This window comes from Rhodococcus sp. AW25M09 (assembly GCF_000333955.1).
Classification (GTDB): domain Bacteria; phylum Actinomycetota; class Actinomycetes; order Mycobacteriales; family Mycobacteriaceae; genus Rhodococcoides.
Genome location: NZ_CAPS01000054.1, coordinates 1 through 19,578, shown reverse-complemented (window position 1 = coordinate 19,578; position 19,578 = coordinate 1). Strand labels below are relative to the sequence as shown.

Below are 19,578 nucleotides of genomic sequence, written 5' to 3'. Positions count from 1 at the left end.
AGATCACTTGATGATCTTCGTGACGCGACCGGCTCCGACGGTACGACCGCCCTCACGGATAGCGAAACGCAGGCCGACATCCATGGCGACCGGCTGGATCAGCGTGACGGACATCTCGGTGTTGTCACCGGGCATGACCATCTCGGTGCCCTCGGGGAGGGTCACAACGCCCGTAACGTCCGTGGTACGGAAGTAGAACTGCGGGCGGTAGTTGTTGAAGAACGGCGTGTGGCGGCCGCCCTCGTCCTTGGACAGGATGTAAGCGTTGCCCTCGAACTCCGTGTGGGGAGTCGTGGTGCCCGGCTTGATGATGACCTGTCCACGCTCGACGTCTTCGCGCTTGATGCCACGAACGAGGAGGCCGACGTTGTCGCCTGCCTGACCCGAGTCGAGCAGCTTGCGGAACATTTCGATTCCGGTGACGGTGGTCTTGGTCGATCCGGGGCGGATGCCGACGATCTCGACCTCTTCGTTGACGTTGACCGAGCCGCGCTCGATACGTCCGGTGACCACGGTGCCACGGCCGGTGATGGTGAAGACGTCCTCGACGGGCATGAGGAACGGCTTGTCGGTCTCGCGGACGGGATCCGGAACGGAATCGTCGACGGCCTGCATGAGCTCCAGAACCGACTCGCCCCACTTCTCGTCACCCTCGAGGGCCTTGAGTGCGGAGACCTTGATGACCGGTGCGTCCTCGTCGAACTCCTGCGAAGCGAGGAGCTCGCGGACCTCCATCTCGACGAGCTCGATGATCTCGTCGTCGTCGACCATGTCGGCCTTGTTCAGTGCAACCAGGATGTACGGCACGCCGACCTGGCGAGCGAGCAGCACGTGCTCGCGGGTCTGCGGCATCGGGCCGTCGGTAGCTGCCACGACCAGGATTGCGCCGTCCATCTGAGCCGCGCCGGTGATCATGTTCTTGATGTAGTCGGCGTGACCCGGTGCATCGACGTGCGCGTAGTGGCGCTTCTCGGTCTGGTACTCGACGTGGGAGATGTTGATCGTGATACCACGAGCCTTCTCCTCCGGAGCCTTGTCGATCTGATCGAAAGCCGATGCCTCGTTCAGGTCCGGGAACTTGTCGTGCAGAACCTTGGTGATTGCAGCCGTCAGCGTCGTCTTACCGTGGTCAACGTGACCGATGGTGCCGATGTTGACGTGCGGCTTCGTCCGATCGAACTTCGCCTTCGCCACTGTGTGTCCTCCTGGACTGATCTGTGCGTACCCCTGCGGGGCAAGCACGCGTATGTGTTGTTTCTTATTACAGGTCGAGCGTGGTCCAGCAAGCGGAGAGAATTACTCTCCGTTCACCTTCGCGATGATTTCCTTCGCTACGTTCGCGGGAACTTCTGCGTACGAATCGAAGACCATGGAGTAGTTAGCGCGGCCCTGCGTCTTCGACCGAAGGTCTCCGATGTAGCCGAACATCTCCGACAGCGGAACCAGTGCCTTGACGATACGGGCACCGCTGCGTTCCTCCATGGCCTGAATCTGACCACGGCGGGAGTTCAGGTCGCCGATGACCTCACCCATGTAATCCTCGGGCGTGATGACCTCGACGGCCATGACGGGTTCGAGGATGACGGGGCTGGCCTTACGGGCGGCTTCCTTGAACGCTTGTGAGCCGGCGACCTTGAAGGCCATTTCCGACGAGTCGACATCGTGGTACGCACCGTCGAGCAGTGTGACCTTGACGTTGACCAGCGGGTATCCGGCGAGAACACCGTACTGCATGGCGTCCTGAGCACCTGCGTCGACCGAGGGGATGTACTCCCTGGGCACACGACCGCCGCTGACCTTGTTCTCGAACTCGTAGGTCGCGCCGTCTTCGCCCTCGAAAGGCTCGAGCTTGATGATGACCTTCGCGAACTGGCCGGAGCCACCGGTCTGCTTCTTGTGCGTGTAGTCGTGCTTCTCGACCGTCTTGCGGATGGTCTCGCGGTACGCGACCTGCGGCTTGCCGACGTTGGCCTCGACCTTGAACTCGCGACGCATACGGTCGACGAGGATGTCGAGGTGGAGCTCGCCCATGCCGCCGATGACCGTCTGGCCGGTGTCCTCGTCCAACTTCACCGAGAAGGTGGGATCCTCTTCGGCGAGCTTCTGGATTGCTGTTCCCAGCTTCTCCTGGTCGGACTTGGTCTTCGGCTCGATCGAGACCTGGATGACCGGGTCCGGGAAGCTCATGGACTCGAGGATGATCTGGTTCTGCGGATCGCAGAGCGTGTCACCCGTCGTGGTGTCCTTGAGGCCGATGACGGCGTAGATGTGACCGGCAGACGCGGTCGCGATCGCGTTCTCCTTGTTGGAGTGCATCTGGAAGAGCTTGCCCAGACGCTCCTTCTTGCCCTTGGTCGAGTTGATGACCTGAGCGCCGGAGTCGACCTTGCCCGAGTACACCCGGACGTAGGTCAGCTTGCCGAAGAAGGGGTGCGTCGCGATCTTGAACGCGAGAGCTGCGAACGGCTCGTCTGCGGACGGCTTGCGAGTGATCTCCTTTTCCTCGTCGCCGACGGCGTGTCCGATGGTCTCGGCAACGTCGAGGGGTGACGGGAGGTAGTCGATGACCGCGTCGAGCATGGGCTGAACGCCCTTGTTCTTGAACGCGGATCCACACAGGATCGGGTACAGCTCGCTGTTGACCGTCATCTTGCGGATGGCAGCCTTGATCTCGTCGATCGTGAGCTCTTCGCCGCCGAAGTGCTTCTCCAGAAGCGCCTCGTCGGACTCGGCCACGGTCTCGAGCAGCATTTCGCGGTACTCGGCTGCGCGCTCCTTGAGATCTTCGGGGATCTCGATGGTTTCGTAGGTCTCGCCCAGCTTGGTCTCGCCGCGCCAGATCTTCGCGTTCATCTCGACGAGGTCGACGATGCCTTCGAAGTTGCTCTCCGCACCGATCGGCAGCTGAATGACCAGCGGCTTGGCACCGAGACGATCGATGATGGTCTGCACGGTGTAGTAGAAATCAGCGCCGAGCTTGTCCATCTTGTTGACGAAGCAGATACGCGGCACGTCGTACTTGTCGGCCTGACGCCACACCTGCTCGGACTGCGGCTCGACACCTTCTTTGCCGTCGAACACTGCGACAGCGCCGTCGAGCACGCGGAGCGAACGCTCCACCTCGACGGTGAAGTCGACGTGCCCGGGGGTGTCGATGATGTTGATCTGGTTTTCGTTCCAGAAGCACGTCGTGGCAGCAGAAGTGATCGTGATGCCACGTTCCTGCTCCTGCTCCATCCAGTCCATGGTGGCTGCGCCATCGTGAACTTCACCGATCTTGTAGGAGATACCGGTGTAGAAGAGGATGCGTTCGGTAGTGGTGGTCTTGCCGGCATCGATGTGGGCCATGATGCCGATGTTGCGGACCTTGAGTAGGTCGGTCAGCACGTCCTGTGCCACGAGTTAACCCGCCTTGGTGTTGGAAGAGGTATTGCCTGAGCTGATCAACGCTCCGGCGGCATCGGATAGTTCCGAGTGCCGCCCGAGCGAGGAGATCACCAGCGGTAGTGGGCGAACGCCTTGTTGGCTTCGGCCATCTTGTGAGTGTCCTCGCGACGCTTCACAGCGGCACCGAGGCCGTTGCTCGCGTCGAGCAACTCGTTCGCCAGACGCTCGACCATGGTCTTCTCACGACGAGCGCGCGAGAACGTGACCAGCCAGCGCAGTGCCAGCGTGGTGGAGCGGCCGGGACGAACCTCGACGGGCACCTGGTAGGTGGCACCACCGACGCGACGGCTGCGAACCTCGAGGGCCGGCTTGACGTTGTCGAGTGCACGCTTGAGCGTGACGACGGGGTCGGTGCCGGTCTTCTCGCGAGCCTGCTCCAGAGCCTGGTAGACGATGCGCTCTGCAGTCGACTTCTTGCCGTCGAGGAGGATCTTGTTGACGAGCTGCGTGACCAACGGCGATCCGTAGACCGGGTCGTTGATCAGCGGCCGCTTGGGTGCTGGGCCCTTGCGTGGCATATCAGCTCTTCTCCTTCTTGGCTCCGTAGCGGCTGCGAGCCTGCTTGCGGTTCTTGACACCCTGGGTGTCGAGCGAGCCGCGGATGATCTTGTAACGCACACCCGGGAGGTCCTTCACACGACCGCCGCGAACGAGCACCATGGAGTGCTCCTGCAGGTTGTGACCCTCACCGGGGATGTATGCCGTTACCTCGACCGAAGAGGTGAGGCGAACGCGCGCGACCTTACGGAGAGCGGAGTTCGGCTTCTTGGGGGTGGTGGTGTACACGCGAGTGCACACGCCACGGCGCTGTGGACTGCCCTTGAGGGCAGCGGTCTTCAGTTTCGCGACCTTGTCGGTGCGTCCCTTACGGACCAGCTGGTTGATCGTTGGCATAAACCGGCTTTCTTCGTGTCGATAAACAGGGATCTAGCAGTTGGAGCAAGAGAACACTGCTCCTCACCCGGTACCGCTGCTGCTCCGGTACTACTTCTGCGGGTCTCTTGCACCCCGCGGTCGGGTGTGTCGCATACCCCCACACGTCCAGCCGGTTGCGCGCTCTTTCAAGCGAACGTGCGCACGGCTGTACCTCGCATAGGCACACAAACGTTCCGGCCAGGCCGGACACGACCCATAACGATACCTGGCAGCGTTGCCTCGGGTCAAAACACCCCTGATGAGCCCGCGCAACCTACCGGCTCAGGTTGAGCGTGAGGTCGGCCAGCTTCGCCGCGGCCTGGCAGGGATCGGGATGCGCGGCGTCCGGCTGGTACTGCACCCACCACCCGAAGATGCCCGCCCTGTCCGCTCCCGCCGAGACCCCGCACGATGCCGAATCGTTCGGACGCTGGGCCTGTATTGCCTTGCGACCCTGCACTGTTGTGTCCCCGACGGTGTACATCATCTTCTCGTCAGCGGCTCGCTCGGCCGCCAGCGTGCCGGATTCGAACCAGTTGAACGTCACCTTCACCGTGCCCGCGGAACCCACGAGATCCCACCGACAGATGGCCCCGAAGAAGCCCCGCGCGATGGCGTCGGCTCCGGTGGTTTCCTGGATCTGCTCGTCGGACACGGCGTCGCACTCGGTCAACAACTTGGTGAATTCTTGTCCACCCGATCCCCCGAAGCTGGCCGGCAACGCGGTCCCCTCGACGGTCTGGGAACAACCGGCGACGAGCAACAGGGTCGCGGCCGCAGCAATCACTCGACTGTTTCTCATTGCTTACGCTCCACGGTCAGCTTCGCGAGCTCGTTTGCGACGTCGCAGGGCGGGCGCGCCGCGGGTCCGTCGGAATATGTGATCGACCAGTGGAAGAAGTCGTCGCCGAACTGCACGCCGAGCTCGCACAGCGTGCCTTGCTCGGCCTCGAACCCTGGATTGCCGTCGATCTCGATGTCGTCGGCCGGACGCCCGATCAACTCCGAACCGGCCCGTTCGCGTCCGATCGGACTGCCGCGGTACCAGGAGAAGCTGACGCCTGGGCCGCCGAAGCCGACGGTTTCCCACTGGCAGCCGACGGAGTTGCGGGTGATCTGTCCGAACGGGCCCGCTCCGAACGCGGACTGCACCTCGGCGTCGGTGATCGATCCGCATTCACCGAAGAAGGGACCGGGCTCGTATGCCGTGGTGGTCGTTGTCACTTCTTCGGACGATGCGGCGTCGTTCTCGCCGCCACCACAGCCTGCGACCAGCGCGGCGACTGCAGTGATGGCCAGTACCACTCGCTTCATGCCGTCCTTCGCCTGCTGTTCGGGTTGCCGTTCGGATCTCGCACCGAACCTATCAACCGACGGGTCTCTCGTCACCGGCCGTGGACAGCGAGTCCCCGGACGTACACCCCCACGATCGCCGGTTCTCGCATGGCCATCAGCAGAGCGAACAGGGTTTGATCGCGGGCCAGCTCCGGATCGTCGGCGCGGACACCGTGGTCGATCGCCGCCGCCAACTGCGGCCATACGGACGGATCGACGACGACGAAATCCGCTTCCTTGCCTGCGTCGAAGTTGCCGATTCGGTTCTCCATGTCCAGCGCCCGAGCCCCGGCGAGGGTTCCGGTGAACAGCAGCTCTGCCGGGTGCAGTGACAATCCCTCCTCGTCTGCCTCGGAAATGTGCACCTTGAACGCGTCGGCGAGTACCTGCGGAAGCAACCATTCGTCGCCGCCGCCGAAATCCGAGCCGAGGGCGATGTTCACTCCCGCCGCCACCGTTCGCTTCCACGGCATCGTGCCCGAGCCCAGAAACTGCTGGGACGTCGGACAGTGCGCGATGGAGGTGCCGGTCTCGGCCATTCGTTCCAGTTCGGCGTCCTGGCAGTGCACCGCATGGGCCAGGATGGTGCGCTTGCCGAGAAAGCTCTTGCCGCCCACCTGTGAGCCGGGCAGAAACTTGCCGTCGTAGGTGTCGAGGTAGTTCTCCACCTGATACGCGGCCTTCGTCGCGTCGATCTCGCCGGTACCCGCGCGGTTGTTCTCGTTCAGATGAGTGTGGAAGTAGACGCCTCGGGCACGGACCGAATCGTAGAGCTCGCCGAGATTCTTCAACGTCTCCGTCGTCACCGAGAGCGAAAATCTCGGCACGACGGCCACGTGCAACATCGCCGTCTCGACATCGCCGGTATCGGCGGCGTGCCACTTCTCGATCTCCTCCGACACGAGCCGGATTGCCTCGTCCTCACCGGTGATCAATGCCTTCGCCGACGCCGGCCCGGTGGTCTGGACGCCTCGCCCGCTGACGATGCGCAGTCCGTGCTTCGCGGTCTCGGAGAACAACGAATCCTGCGCATGGGGGAAGGCCGATCCGAACACCATCGCCTGCGTGGTGCCGGCCCGGATACGTGCGGCGCAGAAGTCCCGTGCCGCCGCGGCCGCGAACTCGGGATCGGCGAAGCGAGACTCGGACGGGAAGATGCACGCGTTCAGCCATTCGAGGAGCTGGCCGCCGCCGTAGGAATCTCCGGCGTAGGTCTGCGGAAAGTGAATGTGGGTGTCGACGAACCCCGGAAGTAGAAATCCCGGTCGATGATCGGCGGTGTCCAGCTGCGCGTATTGCTCTGGAAGAGAATCGAATTCGCCGCAGAATTCGATTTTCCCTTCCTCGGACACCACCAGGGCACCGTCGGGAATCGACACCAGCGCGTCCGCGGCATCGATGACCGTGGGCGATCCGGCGACGTGAAAAATGTGGCCGCGGTGCACGCGTGCGGAATCGGAAGTCACCAGCCAGACTCAAGCACAGGTTGCTCGGTACTGCAGACCGGCTGTTCTAGAGAGCTATCGATCCAGTGGACTGCCTCGCGTGCAGCGACACGTCGAGAACATCGGCCCACGACCGCACGACCTCGGCCCGTCGGCGCGCGTCGTCGGTGAGCACATCGGCCAGACCCAGACCGCGGGCGAGGTCGAGGGTCGCCTGGACGAGGCGGTGGGTGACGGGATCGTTGTCGTCGACCCCGAGGTTCTCGACGGCCATCTGGTGCGCGCGACGACCGAACCGCTCCTCGAGGGGCACGATCCGATCGCGTAGCTCGGGATCGGCCGACGCCGCCGTCCAGACCTGCAGTGCCGCTTTGAACATCGGGCCGGTGTAGTACTCGACGAGCCGCTCGACCACGAGCTTCGTCCGTCCGGGCCCGGGCGCAATGTCCTGCGCCTCGCGGCGCGCGTGGTCCATTCGAATGTCGAACATGTACTCGAGCGCCCCGGTGATCAAATCCTCACGCGTCGGGAAATGGTGCTGGGTCGCGCCGCGAGAGACTCCGGCGCGTTCGGCGACGACGCCGACCGTCGTCGCACCCCAACCTTGCTCGGCGAGTGAGTCGATCGTCGCCTCGAGCAGTCGCTGACGCGTCACCCTGCTTCGGTCCTGCTTGGGTTCGCGCGCCATCACCATCTCCCTCTACTTGTTCTAGGCCGCCCTACTTCTCGACCACCCAGGATGGGGGCCTCTTCTCCAGAAAGGACATCATCCCCTCTCGCGCCTCGTCGGATGCAAACAACCTGGCAGATTGCTCGGCGACGGCCCTCCCACGCTCGTCGATCTCGCGCCGGATGGCCGCAGTGGTGAGCATCTTCGACTCGGCCAGGCCCTGCGGCGAACATTTCGAGAACATGATCATGAAGTCGGCCACCGCAGCCGCCGGGACGACGTCGGCCACGGTGATCAGGCCGATCGCCTCGGCCGTGGCACTGTCGAACGTCTCTCCGGTGAGGAAGTAGCGACTCGCGGCCCGAGAGGTCAGTCGCGGGAGCACGGCGACGGAGATGACCGACGCGGCAAGTCCGAGGCGAGCCTCGGTGAGTGCGAACGAGCTCTCGGGTCCGGCGATCGCTACATCGCAGGCGGCGACCAGACCCATGCCGCCCGCCCGCACGTGCCCGTCGATGCGCGCGATGACGGGCTTGGGGGTGTCGATGATCAACCGCATCAGGTCCAGCATCTGCCGGGTGCGCAACTCCGGCGATGCACCTGCCTCGCGAAGGTCGGCACCGGCACAGAAGGTTCCGCCGGTGTGGCCGAGCACGATCGTTCTGACGTGGTCGTTCTCCGCCGCAGCCGTGAGACCGGCGGTGAGCTCTTCGACCAGCACCGAGGACAAGGCGTTTCGGTTCTCCGGCGAATCCAGCGTCACATACGCTGTCCTGCTGCCCAACTCGTACGTGACCGCCATCAGTAGCTTCTCGGCAGCCCGAGCGAATGTTGCGAGACGAAGTTCAGGATCATCTCCCGACTCACCGGTGCCACGCGGGCGATGCGGGCGGCCCCGAGCATCGCGGCCAAGCCGTACTCACTGCTCAGTCCGGCCCCGCCGTGGGTCTGGATCGCTTGGTCGAGTGCCTTGATACTGGCCTCGGCGGCAGCGTATTTGGCCATGTTCGCGGCCTCGGCGGCACCGAAATCGTCGCCGGAGTCGTAGAGCACCGCTGCCTTCTGCATCATCAGCTTGGCGAGCTCGAGCTCGATCTTGCACTGCGCCAACGGATGAGACAGTCCCTGGTGAGCCCCGATGGGCGTCTTCCAGACGGTGCGTTCCTTGGCGTACTTCACCGCTGCGTCGAGGGCGTAGCGGCCCATGCCGATCGCCATCGCGGCACCGAGAATGCGTTCGGGGTTCAGGCCCGCGAACAGCTGCATCAGCGCGGCATCGGCCTCACCCACCAGCGCCTCGGCCGGCAAACGAACGTCGTCGAGGAACAGCACGAACTGGTGATCCGGCTCGACGATGTCCATCTCCATCTGCGTCTTCTGCAGACCGGGGGCATCGGTGGGCACGATGAACAGGGCCGGCTTGAGCTTGCCGGTCTTCGAGTCCTCGGTGCGCGCGACGATCAAGACGGCGTCGGCCTGATCGACGCCGGAGATGTAGATCTTGTTGCCCTTGAGAACCCACTGGTCACCATCGCGTCGCGCGGTCGTGGTGATCTGGTGGGAGTTCGATCCCGCGTCGGGTTCGGTGATGCCGAAGACCATGATCTTGGAACCGTCGGCGAGAGGGGTGAGCCACTCCTGCTTCTGATCGGCGGTGCCGTACTTACCGATGATGGTGCCGCAGATCGCCGGGCTGACGACCACGAGGAGCAGACCGGCGCCGTGCGAGGCAAGCTCTTCCTGGACGAGCGCGAGCTCGTAGATGCCTGCGCCCCCGCGCCGTACTCCTCGGGCAGGTTGACGCCGAGGAAGCCGAGCTTGCCTGCCTCGTTCCACAGTTCGGTCAGTGGCTCACCCTTGCGTGCCTTGGGCAGCACGTAGTCGATGTAGTTGTACCGCTTGCCCAGTGACGAGACTGCGTTGCGCAGCCCCTTCTGCTCTTCGGTTTCGACGAAACTCATGATTGTTCCTCTCCTACAGATTCTTCGGTGACCACTGCCAGCACCTGCCCTACTTCGACTTGCTGACCTTGCTGCACGTTCAATTCGGTGAGCACACCATCTGTCGGCGCGGTGACCGTGTGTTCCATCTTCATCGCCTCCAGCCACAGGATCGGCTGACCGGCGGTGACGGTATCGCCCTGCGCTGCAGCGATTCTGATGACGCTACCCGGCATCGGAGCCAGCAGAGACCCGGCCGCCACCTCGTCGGTGGGGTCGGTGAAGCGTGGAGCCCGAACCAGCCGAACCGGCCCGAGTGCGGAGTCGACGAACACATCCGAGCCGTAGCTGTGCACCTCGAACGTACGCCGAATCCCGTTGTCGTCGAGCGTCACCTGCGAGGGAGTGTGATCGACGAGTTCGACGCCATCGAGCGAGGACGTCAGCCCGTTGCGCCCGATCGAATACTCGACAGTGATGTCGTTGTAGGTCTTTCGCTGTGGCTGCGACCGCAGGTTCCGCCAGCCGCCCGGTAGTCCCGCGTTCACTCGGGCGTGCTTTCTGTTGTTCGCTGCATCGGCCAATGCGGCCGCGAGCGCCGACAATTGCGCGGCACGGCCCTGTGCGATCGGCAGCGACAGAACGTCGAGGCCATGGGTGGCGAAAAAGGCAGTGTCGGTGTCCCCCGCCAGGAACGCCGGATGCCGCAGAATGTTGACCAGCAGATCTCGGTTGGTCTTCAGCCCGTGAATCGTGGCCCTCTGCAATGCTTTCGCCAGTAGGTTCGCAGCCTGGTCTCGCGTCGGCGCGAAGGAGATGACCTTCGCCAGCATCGGGTCGTAGTGAGTGCCCACCACGCTGCCGGTCTCGACGCCGGAGTCCACTCTGATGCCTGCTTTGTCGAGAACCTCGAACTGCGAGCCGGGGATCTCGAATCGGTGCACGGCACCGCTCTGCGGCTGCCAATCCTGGGCCGGGTCCTCCGCGTACAGGCGAACCTCGATGGAGTGGCCGCGCGTCACCGGCTGCTCGGCGGGCAACCGCTCCCCCGACGCCACTCGGATCTGCAGCGCAACCAGATCCAGTCCCGTTGTGCATTCGGTGACCGGGTGCTCCACCTGCAGACGAGTGTTCATCTCGAGGAAGAAGAAGTTGCCCTTCTCGTCGGCGAGGAATTCGACGGTGCCTGCACCCTCGTACCCGATGGCCTCGGTAGCGAGTCTCGCGGCCTCGAAGAGCCTTTCGCGCATACCGTCGACGCGTTCGACGAGTGGCGACGGTGCTTCTTCGACCACCTTCTGGTGTCGACGTTGGATCGAGCATTCGCGCTCGCCGACCGTCCACACGGTGCCGAATCGGTCGGCCATGACCTGAACTTCGATGTGCCGGCCGGTCTCGATGTAGCGCTCGACGAACACCGTGCCGTCACCGAAAGCCGACAACGCCTCGCGCTCGGCCGCTTCGAGTTCGGACTGCAGGCTGTCGAGGCTGCGCACGATGCGCATGCCGCGCCCGCCGCCGCCCGCAGATGCCTTGATCAATACCGGGAGTTCGTTCTCGGTGACCGACGCGGGATCGAGTTGCGTCAGCACCGGCACCCCGGCGTCGGCCATCATCTTCTTGGACTCGACCTTCGAGCCCATCATGTCGATGGCCTTGACGGGCGGTCCGATCCACGTCAGCCCCGCGTTCTGCACCTGCTGCGCGAAATCGGCGTTCTCGGACAGAAATCCGTATCCCGGATGTATTGCGTCGGCTCCGGCCTGTACTGCCGCGGCGATGACGAGCTCACCGCGCAGGTAGGTCTCGCTCGAGCTGTTACCGGGCAGGCGCACGGCTGCATCGGCCTCGCGCACGTGCGGGGAGTTCGCGTCGGCATCGGAGAACACCGCGACGGTATCGATCCCCTCGGCGCGGCACGTGGTGAAGACGCGTCGGGCGATTTCACCGCGGTTGGCGACCAGGATGCTGCTGACAGGAGCGTAGCCTGCGTAGTGACCAGATAACACAGTCATGTCTCTCACATCCGGAAGACACCGAAGTTGGCGGTGCCTTCGATCGGGGCAGAGGCGATGGCCGACAGGCACATTCCCACTACCGTGCGGGTATCACGGGGGTCGATGACACCGTCGTCGTAGAGGCGTCCGGAGAGAAACATCGGCAGCGACTCGGCTTCGATCTGCGCCTCGATCATCGCGCGCAGGCCGGCGTCGGCCTCGGCATCGAAGGCTTGTCCGCGAGCTTCGGCGGCGGCGCGTCCGACGATGGAGATGACACCGGCGAGTTGCGCGCCGCCCATCACGGCGGATTTGCTGGACGGCCAGGCGAACAGGAATCGCGGATCGAAGGCGCGGCCGCACATGCCGTAGTGGCCGGCTCCGTACGACGCACCGAGCAGGATCGAGATGTGCGGAACCGTCGAGTTCGAGACGGCGTTGATCATCATCGAGCCGTGCTTGATCATCCCGCCTTCCTCGTACTCCTTGCCGACCATGTAGCCGGTGGTGTTGTGCAGGAACAACAGTGGCGTATTCGATCGGTTGGCGAGCTGGATGAACTGCGTCGCCTTCTGCGATTCCTCGCTGAACAGCACGCCGCGAGCATTGGCGAGAATGCCGATCGGGTAGCCGTGCAGCTCGGCCCATCCGGTGACGAGAGAGCCGCCGTACATGGGCTTGAACTCGTCGAAATCCGAGCCGTCGACGATGCGGGCGATGACCTCGCGGGGGTCGAACGGGATCTTCAGGTCGGTGGGCACGATGCCGAGCAGATCCTCGGGATCGGCCAGCGGCTCGATGACCTCGGTGCGCGGCTGGGGCCCCTTCTTTTTCCAGTTCAACCGGGAGACGATGCTGCGTCCGATGCGGATGGCATCCTGCTCGTCGACGGCGAAGTAGTCGGCGAGACCGGACTTTCGGGCGTGCATCTCGGCCCCACCGAGGGACTCGTCGTCGGAATCCTCACCGGTGGCCATCTTGACCAGGGGCGGCCCGGCGAGGAACACCTTGGATCGCTCCTTGACCATGACGACGTGATCCGACATACCGGGAATGTATGCGCCACCGGCGGTGGAGTTGCCGAACACCAATGCGATCGTCGGAATGCCCGCCGCCGACAGCTGTGTCAGGTCGCGGAACATTCGGCCGCCCGGAATGAAGACCTCCTTCTGCGTCGGCAGATCGGCACCGCCGGACTCGACCAAGGAGATGACCGGGAGCCGGTTCTGGGTCGCGATGTCGTTGCCGCGGAACCCCTTCTTGAGAGTCCACGGGTTACTGGCCCCGCCGCGGACCGTCGGATCGTTGGCGACGATGAGACATTCGACGCCGCACACGACGCCGATGCCCATGACGGTGCTGGCTCCCACCGGAAAGTCGCTGCCCCAGGCCGCGAGTGGGCACAGTTCGAGAAACGCGGAGTCCTCGTCGATCAGCAACTCGATGCGTTCGCGGGCCAAGAGCTTGCCGCGCTTCTTGTGCCGCTCGATGTACTTCTCGCCGCCGCCCAGCAGAGCCTTCGAGTGCTCGGCGTCGATCTCGCCGAGCTTGGTGTTCATCGCCTCGGTCGCACCGTTGAATTGCTCCGATGTGGTGTCGAGGGTGGACTTCAGCACGCTCATGCCTGGTACCCCAATCGTTTTGCTGCCAGTCCGGTGAGGATTTCGGTGGTGCCGCCGCCGATGCCGAGGATCCTCATATCGCGATACTGCCGCTCGACTTCACTTTCGCGCATGTAGCCGAGTCCGCCGAAGAGCTGCACTGCCGCATTGGCGACCCACTCTCCGGATTCGACGGCGGTGTTCTTGGCGAAGCAGACCTCGGCGATGAAGTCCTGGTTCTCCTGCAGGGATCGCTCGACGAGGGACCGGGTGTAGACGCGGGCAATGTCGATCTTGCGCGCCATTTCGGTGACGGTGTTCTGCACGGACTGCCGTGCGATGAGCGGCTTTCCGAACGTCTCCCGATCGCGGACCCACTGCAACGTCAGATCGAGGCATCGCTGCGCGCTGGCGTAGGCCTGGGCGGCGAGGGCGATGCGCTCGGTGAGAAACGCCTGCGCGATCTGCGCGAAGCCGCTGTTCTCGGCACCGACGAGGTTGCTCACGGGGACGCGGGCGTCGACGAATGCAAGCTCAGCGGTATCGGATGCGCGCCAACCCATCTTGTCCAACTTGCTGGTCACCTCGAAGCCCGGCGTTCCCTTCTCGATGACGAGCAGTGACACCCCTGCGGCACCGTCGCCTCCGGTGCGGACAGCAGCGACGACGAAGTCGGCTCGGCAGCCCGAGGTGATGTACGTCTTCGATCCGTTGACGACAAAGTGCTCGCCGTCCCTGACCGCCTTCGTCCTGAGGTGGCCGACGTCGGAGCCGCCACCCGGCTCGGTGATCGCGAGCGAGCCGATCTTCTCCCCCGCCAGGGTTGGCCGTACCCACTTCTCGATCTGGTCGGCGTCGCCGGCTGCAATCAGGTGCGGCAACGCGATTCCGCTGGTGAACAGCGATGCGAACAGACCGCCCGAGGCACCGGCCTGATGCATCTCCTCGCAGATCACGACCGCGTCGGCGAGATCCCCGCCGTCGCCGCCGACCTCCTCGGGAAAACCGGCTCCGAGCAAACCGAGAGCGGCCGCCTTCTTGTGCAGGTCACGTGGAATCTCGCCGTCGCTCTCCCACTGATTCATGTACGGAGCGATGTCCTGCTCGACGAAGCTGCGGACGGTCTTTCGCAACTGCTGACGCTCGGGCGTCGTCCAGATGCTCATATCAGTTCTCCACTCTTGTCGGGTCGTTCCGCAGGCTCCACTCCTGAGCTGTAGGCCAGCGTTTCGGGGATGTCGATGTGCCGCGACCGCAGCCACTCACCGAGCCCCTTGGCTTGCGGATCGAATCTGGCCTGCGATGCGACGCCTTGTCCGAGGATGCCGTCGATGACGAAGTTGACGGCACGCAGGTTGGGCAATACGTGCCGCGTGACGGTGAGTTGCTCGGCCTCGGGCAACATCCGCTTCAGTTGCTCGACCGTCAATGCATGTACCAGCCAGGCGAATTCGTCATCGGTGCGCACCCACACCCCGACGTTGGCGTTACCGCCCTTGTCGCCGCTTCGAGCCGCAGCAATGATGCCGAGAGGCGCTCGGATGGTTGCTTCCGGGGGTCTGGGTTCCGGAAGTGTGGGCTCTTCCAAAGGTTCCAACGCTCGTGTCTCCGTCGACGGCGCGATGGCACGTTCGGTGCCGTCGGCCCGATGCGCAACATGCGGTACCTCGGCTGCGTCGACGAAGCCGGCCGTGAACACCCCGTACGGCGCTCCGTTTCCAGGCGGCGCGGTGACCGAGAATCCGGGGTAGCTGGCCAGTGCGAGTTCGACTGCCACTGCGGAGAACTGACGCCCTACGACATCGGGGTTGCTGTCGCGGGCCACGCAGCGCAGCAGGGCGCTGGCCGTCTCCTCCGTCGAGGCGTCCGGCTTGTCGGTACGCACCAGAGTCCACTCCAGTTCGGCCGGACGATCGCTGAGCCAGGACTCGAATTGACTGTGCGCGAGTGCCGCTTTGGCTTCGATGTCGAGGCCGGTGAGCACCATGGTGAATTCGTTGCGGAAACCGCCGAGCGCGTTGAGCGACACCTTGTAGGTGGGCGGCGGCGCTTCTCCGGTCACACCCGTGATCGACACTCGATCGCTGGTCTCCTGCGCCAGCATCGCCGAGTCGATGCGCGCGGTGACATCGGGGTTCGCGTAGCGCCCGCCGGTGATCTCGTACAGCAACTGTGCGGTCACCGTGCCGACGCTGACAGCACCGCCGGTGCCCTCGTGTTTGGTGATGACACTCGAGCCGTCTTCGTGAATTTCCGCGATCGGAAATCCCGGACGCGACATGTCTGCGATCTCGGTGAAGAAGGAGTAGTTGCCACCCGTCGCCTGAGTTCCGCATTCGATGACGTGTCCGGCGATGACGGCTCCGGCCAGGGCGTCGTAATCGGTTGGCGTCCAGCCGAAGTGCGCCGCAGCCGGTCCGACGATCACGCTGGCGTCGGTGACACGGCCGGTGACCACGACGTCGGCACCGGAGTTCAGGCACTCGACGATGCCCCACGCGCCGAGGTACGCATTGGCCGTCAGGGGGCTGCCGAGACCGAGTTCGGTGGCCCTTCCCAGGAGGTCGTCACCATCGACGTAGGCGATCTTCGCACCGGAATCGAGCTTCTCCAGCGCCTCGGCCAGTCCTCGCGGATTGAGTCCGCCGGCATTCGCAACGATCTTGACGCCCTTGTCGAGAGCCAGACCCAGGCAGTCCTCGGCCTGACGCAGAAAGGTTTTGGCGTAGCCGCGGGTCGCGTCCTTCATCCGGTCGCGGCCCAGAATGAGCATCGTGAGCTCGGCGAGATAGTCGCCGGTGAGGTAGTCGAGTTCGCCGCCCTCGAGCATCTCACGCATTGCGGAGAGCCGGTCTCCGTAGAAGCCCGAACAGTTACCGATACGCACAGTCATGCCTTCTCTTGTCATGCTCGGTCTCGTCCTGCTCCGGGAAGGCCTGCGAAGGCTTGGGCGATGGTGAGCCAGTGCGCGGCATCGCTTCCCTCGGCATGGATGTCGAGGTTGTCGCGGTGGGCGCGCTGAGTGACGAGAAGGCAGAAGTCGAGCGCCGGGCCGCTCACCCGCTGGGCGGCGTCCTCGGGCCCCCACGTCCAGAGCTCACCCGACGGCGCGGTCAGTTCTATCCGGAACGGCTCGGCGGGCGCGGTCTGCTGGTTCACCGCATAGGCGAAATCCCTTGTACGGACGCCGATGTGCGCAACGCCGCGGATCCGGTCGGTGGCTGCCCGCGTGACGCCCAGTGCGTCGGCGACATCCTGGCCGTGGGCCCAGGTCTCCATCAGCCGCGCGGTGGCCATGGACGCGGCACTCATCGGGGGTCCGAACCACGTGATCTTGGTTCCCGACGGGACCTGCGTCAGTGCATCGGTCATGGCGCGGCGTCGGGTACGCCAGTCGTTCAACAGTTCGGGGTTGCGAGATTCACCCTCGGCGGCGTCGTCGACGAAGCCGGTGGGGTTCTCCCATGCACCCTGCAGAACCACGGCAAAGTCCGCCTCGGCGGCGGAATCACCCGCCGCGGCGGACGTGGTTCGCTCCGCGACGTGGTCGGTCCAGGAAAGATGTGCGATCTGATGTGCGATGGTCCAGCCTGCAGCGGGGGTCGATGCCGCCCACTGCTCCGGAGTCAGCTCGGCCACGAGTGCATCGAGGTCGTTGCCCTCGCCGCGAAGGTCGTCTACGAGGGAGTCGAGATCTGCCATGGGTCCAGCTTCACAAAGGGTCGAGAAAAAAGCAAGCACGCCTGCTTGTTAATTTGTAACCTCGTGTTCGCTTACCTTCTTTACGGTTGCGAGCGTGAAAATGTCGAGACTTGTGGCCGTCACCGTCATCCTCGCCATCGCGTCCGCCGGCTGCTCCTCTACGGACTCGGCCCCCGACGACGCGTCGAGCATCCGGGTGGCGACGTTCAACGCCAGTCTCAATCGACCCGCGGCCGGACAGTTGGTGACCGACCTGACCGGCGAGAACGCACAGGCGCGCGCGGTGGCCGATACGATCGCCGCGAATTCACCGGATGTGTTGCTGATCAACGAGTTCGATTACTCGGGTGCCGATGCGGTGGCGCTCTTCAACGACAACTATCTCGACCAGCGGTACCCCTACTCCTTCACCGCACCGGTGAACACGGGCGTCGATTCGGGACTCGACCTGGACCGAGACGGCGCGCTCGGCGGCCCGGGCGACGCCTGGGGATTCGGCCAGTTCCCGGGTCAGTACGGGATGGCGCTGTTCTCGAAGTATCCGATCGACACCGATTCGGTACGCACGTTCCAGAATTTCCTGTGGAAGGACATGCCGGATTCGCTGTTGCCGCGCGAGCACTACGGAGATGTGTCCGACGCGCTGCGACTGTCCAGCAAATCGCACTGGGACGTACCGATCGACGTGAACGGAAAGACGCTGCACGTGTTGGCCTCGCACCCCACTCCCCCGTCCTTCGACGGACCCGAAGACCGCAACGGCAAGCGCAACCACGACGAGATCAGGCTCAGTGCCGAATACATCTCGGGTGCGGACTACCTCTACGACGACAACGGTGTGCGCGGCGGGCTGGAGGACGGAGCGTCGTTCGTCATGCTGGGCGATCAGAACAGCGATCCGGTCGACGGAGATTCGGTCGCCGGTGCGATCGCGCAGGTTCTCGACCTTCCGCGGGTTCAGGATCCGGCTCCCACGTCCGATGGACACGGAACGGACACAGCAGATTTCGCCGACCCGAACCCGGGTGATCTGCGTGTGGACTACGTACTCCCCTCGGAGGATCTGACGGTGGTCGATTCGCAGGTGTACTGGCCGGATCTGCCCGAGCATCCCTCGGACCACCGACTGGTGTGGGCCGACCTCGAAATATGATGTGAGAGTGACCGAACTTCCGATTGTCGAATTCGCCTATCCGGGTCCGCTGCGAGACGCACTGGTTGCGGCCGTCCTGTCCGGTGCGAAAACCACAACGGCCAGCTTGTTGGTTCAGCACACAGACGAGGTGCTTCCGCGAGTCGGCGAACGTTGTGCGGTGGTCGACTCGGCGGGCAGCGCAGTGGCCGTCGTCGAAACGATCGCCGTCGATATTGTTGCCCTGAAGGATGTTTCGCTGCAACATGCTCTCGACGAGGGTGAGGGATACGCCGACGTCGCGCAATGGCGAGACGGGCACGAGAGGTTCTGGCACTCGACCGAGACTCGCGCGGAACTGGGCGATCCGCACTTCACCGTGAACGACGACACCCAGGTGGTGCTGGAGCGATTCGCACTCGTGTGATCACGGGGCCAGGCGGATGGGGAGTCAAGGTCACACTATCTTGTCGATGGGTAGGCGTATGGGGATAACGCCGGGTCCGCGGGTGGTGGCCGAGTTGATCCAACGAAACAGGTCAAGCAAGAGCCACTTTCACACCGCTGGAAAACATCGAGTCATGTAGCTGCAACGCGGCGGGAGCGGTTCCTGGTGGCACGTCGAATGCGACCTTCACGTCTATCGAATTGCCGGGGTTGATCTCACCCGTCACGGCGACTCCGGTGTTCATGTACATACCGGCCTCGCTGGATGCCCCGTACTCGCGGCCCTGCGCATCGATCATCTTCTGGTCGTCGCCGAAGTAGCTCTGCGGCTTGTCCCCGATGTTCTTCACTCGCATCGTGACGACGATGAACTCGCCCTGCGCGTTCGCGGTCATGACATTTGCCTCGTAGCTTCGTGCACACATCGCCCCGGTGACCGCCGGAGGATCGACTCGAGAAGAACCCCGAAAAATTCGCACCGCACTTACCTCAGCTGTCATCGCAGCAGTTATCAGCAGTGTGTCCGTTCAGGTTGCGAGCGCTGCACCGGTCGCTGCTACATCAAAAGAAATCCAGGTGGAGAACCTTGCGGCGGCATTCTCGGCGCTGGAGCGGGTCCCACAAGACTTGCAGCAGAGAGCACCGAGCGACCCGGAGGTACGGGCATGGATTCAGAACAACATTCCCAATCCGGAACGGGCCGGTGGCATTGTGACGCCACAGTTCAACCCGTTCTCGTGCGCGGCCGCTACCGCCGACTTCGCCATCGGTGTCGGGTTCCCAGTATCGAAAGTCCGCCGGATTGCGCGCGAGGCAGGCGGTTTGACCACGTTCGCTCGGTACGTATTCGACTTCGTGCGCGGGGGCACGTTCCCTGCCGAAGCGAGCAATGAGTTGATCGAGCTTCACGGCAATGTCACCGGTGTCGGCGGTTTTGTTGCGTGCCT

18 protein-coding genes and 1 pseudogene are annotated in these 19,578 nt (G+C 63.9%); 3 read left to right on the top strand and 16 right to left on the bottom strand.

Translation table 11 applies throughout. From position 1 onward, the window contains the following. Window positions 1–3: 3 nt before the first annotated feature. The 15 genes and pseudogenes from tuf to RHODMAR_RS10020 all read right to left on the bottom strand — a co-directional run bounded on the left by tuf (window position 4) and on the right by RHODMAR_RS10020 (window position 17,052). Window positions 4–1,194 carry an elongation factor Tu gene (gene tuf, locus RHODMAR_RS10090; RefSeq protein ID WP_008714056.1) on the bottom strand — a complete coding sequence of 397 codons (1,191 nt, stop codon included), beginning with the start codon at window positions 1,192–1,194 and terminating at the stop codon, window positions 4–6. Between the two features lie 102 nt (window positions 1,195–1,296). Then, complete coding sequence (gene fusA, locus RHODMAR_RS10085) at window positions 1,297–3,399, bottom strand: elongation factor G (RefSeq protein WP_008714054.1); 2,103 nt, start codon at window positions 3,397–3,399, stop codon at window positions 1,297–1,299. Between the two features lie 95 nt (window positions 3,400–3,494). Further along, window positions 3,495–3,965 (bottom strand): 30S ribosomal protein S7, encoded by a 471-nt coding sequence (rpsG, locus tag RHODMAR_RS10080; RefSeq protein WP_003941856.1) that lies wholly within the window; start codon window positions 3,963–3,965, stop codon window positions 3,495–3,497. Window position 3,966: 1 nt separating this feature from the next. Continuing rightward, a complete protein-coding gene (rpsL, locus tag RHODMAR_RS10075; RefSeq protein WP_008714048.1) occupies window positions 3,967–4,341 on the bottom strand; it encodes a 30S ribosomal protein S12 in 375 nt (124 codons plus the stop codon). Between the two features lie 295 nt (window positions 4,342–4,636). After that, window positions 4,637–5,164 carry a DUF3558 domain-containing protein gene (locus RHODMAR_RS10070; RefSeq protein WP_042938648.1) on the bottom strand — a complete coding sequence of 176 codons (528 nt, stop codon included), beginning with the start codon at window positions 5,162–5,164 and terminating at the stop codon, window positions 4,637–4,639. Further along, on the bottom strand, window positions 5,161–5,676 hold the full coding sequence (locus tag RHODMAR_RS10065; protein ID WP_008714045.1) for a DUF3558 domain-containing protein: 516 nt from the start codon (window positions 5,674–5,676) through the stop codon (window positions 5,161–5,163). Before RHODMAR_RS10065 ends, RHODMAR_RS10070 begins: the two co-directional genes overlap by 4 nt. A 71-nt stretch (window positions 5,677–5,747) precedes the next feature. After that, the gene (locus RHODMAR_RS10060) at window positions 5,748–7,163 is read right to left on the bottom strand and encodes a guanine deaminase (RefSeq protein ID WP_008714044.1); all 1,416 of its coding nucleotides are present in this window, start codon (window positions 7,161–7,163) and stop codon (window positions 5,748–5,750) included. Window positions 7,164–7,209: 46 nt separating this feature from the next. Beyond that, a complete protein-coding gene (locus RHODMAR_RS10055; RefSeq protein ID WP_042938665.1) occupies window positions 7,210–7,830 on the bottom strand; it encodes a TetR/AcrR family transcriptional regulator in 621 nt (206 codons plus the stop codon). Between the two features lie 31 nt (window positions 7,831–7,861). Beyond that, window positions 7,862–8,614 (bottom strand): enoyl-CoA hydratase family protein, encoded by a 753-nt coding sequence (locus RHODMAR_RS10050; protein ID WP_008714040.1) that lies wholly within the window; start codon window positions 8,612–8,614, stop codon window positions 7,862–7,864. Beyond that, window positions 8,614–9,773, bottom strand: a pseudogene (locus tag RHODMAR_RS10045) (acyl-CoA dehydrogenase family protein). The gene RHODMAR_RS10050 and the pseudogene RHODMAR_RS10045 overlap by 1 nt, the downstream one beginning before the upstream one ends. Continuing rightward, window positions 9,770–11,767 carry an acetyl/propionyl/methylcrotonyl-CoA carboxylase subunit alpha gene (locus RHODMAR_RS10040; protein ID WP_008714037.1) on the bottom strand — a complete coding sequence of 666 codons (1,998 nt, stop codon included), beginning with the start codon at window positions 11,765–11,767 and terminating at the stop codon, window positions 9,770–9,772. The pseudogene RHODMAR_RS10045 and the gene RHODMAR_RS10040 overlap by 4 nt, the downstream one beginning before the upstream one ends. Window positions 11,768–11,772: 5 nt before the next feature. After that, complete coding sequence (locus tag RHODMAR_RS10035) at window positions 11,773–13,371, bottom strand: acyl-CoA carboxylase subunit beta (RefSeq protein ID WP_008714034.1); 1,599 nt, start codon at window positions 13,369–13,371, stop codon at window positions 11,773–11,775. Further along, on the bottom strand, window positions 13,368–14,516 hold the full coding sequence (locus RHODMAR_RS10030; protein ID WP_008714032.1) for an acyl-CoA dehydrogenase family protein: 1,149 nt from the start codon (window positions 14,514–14,516) through the stop codon (window positions 13,368–13,370). The genes RHODMAR_RS10035 and RHODMAR_RS10030 overlap by 4 nt, the downstream gene beginning before the upstream one ends. After that, window positions 14,513–16,243 (bottom strand): acyclic terpene utilization AtuA family protein, encoded by a 1,731-nt coding sequence (locus RHODMAR_RS10025; protein WP_051047930.1) that lies wholly within the window; start codon window positions 16,241–16,243, stop codon window positions 14,513–14,515. The genes RHODMAR_RS10030 and RHODMAR_RS10025 overlap by 4 nt, the downstream gene beginning before the upstream one ends. Window positions 16,244–16,254: 11 nt before the next feature. Beyond that, entirely contained in the window at window positions 16,255–17,052 is a 798-nt protein-coding gene (locus RHODMAR_RS10020) for a TIGR03084 family metal-binding protein (RefSeq protein WP_008714029.1), read from the bottom strand. A 100-nt stretch (window positions 17,053–17,152) separates the two neighbouring features. On the opposite strand from RHODMAR_RS10020, the gene RHODMAR_RS10015 reads away from it, so the two are divergent. Together RHODMAR_RS10015 and RHODMAR_RS10010 are read left to right on the top strand one after the other, a co-directional pair. Continuing rightward, window positions 17,153–18,205: an endonuclease/exonuclease/phosphatase family protein gene (locus RHODMAR_RS10015; RefSeq protein ID WP_086000250.1), complete on the top strand. Its 1,053-nt coding sequence runs from the start codon at window positions 17,153–17,155 to the stop codon at window positions 18,203–18,205. A gap of 7 nt (window positions 18,206–18,212) precedes the next feature. Beyond that, window positions 18,213–18,611 (top strand): ASCH domain-containing protein, encoded by a 399-nt coding sequence (locus RHODMAR_RS10010; RefSeq protein ID WP_008714026.1) that lies wholly within the window; start codon window positions 18,213–18,215, stop codon window positions 18,609–18,611. A gap of 112 nt (window positions 18,612–18,723) precedes the next feature. Here the strand turns inward: RHODMAR_RS10010 and RHODMAR_RS10005 are convergent, their stop codons facing one another. Then, window positions 18,724–19,056, bottom strand: coding sequence for a DUF4352 domain-containing protein (locus RHODMAR_RS10005; RefSeq protein WP_081605956.1), 333 nt, complete (start codon window positions 19,054–19,056; stop codon window positions 18,724–18,726). Window positions 19,057–19,207: 151 nt separating this feature from the next. On the opposite strand from RHODMAR_RS10005, the gene RHODMAR_RS10000 reads away from it, so the two are divergent. Next, window positions 19,208–19,578 (top strand): hypothetical protein (locus RHODMAR_RS10000; protein ID WP_042938643.1); only part of this gene is annotated, 371 nt, incomplete at its 3' end.

Coding starts and splice junctions, on each gene's coding strand:
- RHODMAR_RS10050 (WP_008714040.1), bottom strand. CDS start 8,614: ATGGCGGTCACGTACGAGTTGGGCAGCAGGACAGCGTATGTGACGCTG.
- RHODMAR_RS10035 (WP_008714034.1), bottom strand. CDS start 13,371: ATGAGCGTGCTGAAGTCCACCCTCGACACCACATCGGAGCAATTCAAC.
- rpsL (WP_008714048.1), bottom strand. CDS start 4,341: ATGCCAACGATCAACCAGCTGGTCCGTAAGGGACGCACCGACAAGGTC.
- RHODMAR_RS10020 (WP_008714029.1), bottom strand. CDS start 17,052: ATGGCAGATCTCGACTCCCTCGTAGACGACCTTCGCGGCGAGGGCAAC.
- RHODMAR_RS10005 (WP_081605956.1), bottom strand. CDS start 19,056: ATGTGTGCACGAAGCTACGAGGCAAATGTCATGACCGCGAACGCGCAG.
- RHODMAR_RS10015 (WP_086000250.1), top strand. CDS start 17,153: ATGTCGAGACTTGTGGCCGTCACCGTCATCCTCGCCATCGCGTCCGCC.
- RHODMAR_RS10040 (WP_008714037.1), bottom strand. CDS start 11,767: ATGACTGTGTTATCTGGTCACTACGCAGGCTACGCTCCTGTCAGCAGC.
- RHODMAR_RS10065 (WP_008714045.1), bottom strand. CDS start 5,676: ATGAAGCGAGTGGTACTGGCCATCACTGCAGTCGCCGCGCTGGTCGCA.
- RHODMAR_RS10030 (WP_008714032.1), bottom strand. CDS start 14,516: ATGAGCATCTGGACGACGCCCGAGCGTCAGCAGTTGCGAAAGACCGTC.
- RHODMAR_RS10070 (WP_042938648.1), bottom strand. CDS start 5,164: ATGAGAAACAGTCGAGTGATTGCTGCGGCCGCGACCCTGTTGCTCGTC.
- rpsG (WP_003941856.1), bottom strand. CDS start 3,965: ATGCCACGCAAGGGCCCAGCACCCAAGCGGCCGCTGATCAACGACCCG.
- RHODMAR_RS10055 (WP_042938665.1), bottom strand. CDS start 7,830: ATGGCGCGCGAACCCAAGCAGGACCGAAGCAGGGTGACGCGTCAGCGA.
- RHODMAR_RS10025 (WP_051047930.1), bottom strand. CDS start 16,243: ATGACTGTGCGTATCGGTAACTGTTCGGGCTTCTACGGAGACCGGCTC.